Source organism: Arthrobacter sp. SO3 (genome assembly GCF_020532825.1).
In the GTDB taxonomy this organism is placed as follows: Bacteria; Actinomycetota; Actinomycetes; order Actinomycetales; family Micrococcaceae; genus Arthrobacter.
In genome coordinates this window covers 1-1,334 of the sequence record NZ_MQTS01000206.1, presented here as the reverse complement: position 1 = coordinate 1,334, position 1,334 = coordinate 1, and the positions used below count along the sequence as shown (strand labels likewise).

1 protein-coding gene is annotated in these 1,334 nt (G+C 63.1%); it reads right to left on the bottom strand.

Features of this window, described 5'->3' with window-relative positions:
- Positions 1-72: 72 nt before the first annotated feature.
- Positions 73-1,107, bottom strand: a complete 1,035-nt coding sequence (locus tag BJQ90_RS18850) for a TerC family protein (protein WP_226761732.1) — start codon at positions 1,105-1,107, stop codon at positions 73-75.
- Positions 1,108-1,334: the final 227 nt, after the last annotated feature.

The following is a 1,334-nucleotide window of genomic DNA, read 5'->3' as shown; positions in this document are numbered from 1 at the left end:
ACTCGGCTACACCGTCACCTTGGAACCTCTCACCCACACCGGCTGAGACCGCGGGGACACCCTATTTTCACGTTAGGACGACGACGAAGCTTTCGTGTCGGGGCGCTTGCGCCACAGTGGTTCCAGAGCGGCGATCTCCTCGGGTGAGGCGGTGCCGAACGGGGAGTGCGCCGGCGCCGTGGGTGTCTTGCGGCCCTGTCCGCGGGTGGCCCAGAGGCTTGCGCCGATGGACACCCCGAGGATTGTGGCGATGACGGCCAGGGATGCCGGGGTGGGGATGTAGTAGATATCGATTTTGAGGAGCATTTTGATGCCGACCCAGATCAGGACGAGCGCCAGTCCGATCTTGAGATAGATGAAGCGGTGGATCAGGTCAGCGAGCAGGAAGTACATTGCCCGGAGGCCCAGGATGGCGAAGGCGTTGGCCGTGAAAACCAGGAACACTTCGTCGGTGACGGCGAAGATCGCGGGGATGGAATCCACTGCGAAGATGACGTCGGTGACCTCGATGAGGACCAGGACGGCGAGCAACGGGGTGGCCAGCACTGCGCCGTTCTTGCGGATCAGGAAGCGCTGGCCGTGGAAGTCGTCCGTCGTGGGCACGCGCCGGCGGAAGAGTTTCAGGATCCGGGACTTTTCCGGGTCCAGGTGGTCGTTGCGGTGGCGGATCATCCGGTAGCCGGTGAGGAGCAGGAACGCGGCAAAGATGTACAGCACCCACCCTGCGCTGGCGATGATCGCGGAGCCCGCCGCGATGAAGATGCCCCGGAGGATCAGGGCGCCCAGCACCCCGAAGAACAGCACCCGGTGCTGGTATTCGCGGGGTACTGCGAAGTACGTGAAGATGATCGCCCAGATGAACACGTTGTCCACCGCCAGGGATTTCTCGATCAGGTACCCGGCGAAGTACTGCTGGCCAAATTCCGCTCCGTAGATCTGCCAGATGAGGGCGCCGAAGCCCACGCCGAATGCGACCCAGATCCCGGACCACAACGCGGCTTCGCGGACCCCGATGACGTGCGCCCTGCGGTGCGCGAACAAGTCCACGGCCAGCATCAGAACAATTACGGCTAAAACGGCCAACCAGGCCCATAGTGGAACATTCATCAGGGAGCACCACTTTCCAGTCAGTTCAACTAACTGGAGGTCTCTCCCGGCCCCGAGGGACCTGTCCCGCCGGGCCGCTCAGGGTCGGCCGTACTGACGACGGGACATTCCGGGGATACTCCCCTCCGTCCAATTAGTGAAACATTTTTCACCTTTGACGGCAAGAGGCGACGGCGAGAAGTGGGCCTCGAGGAGGGGCGGGGGCGAGGAGGGAGTGGGCCTCGAGG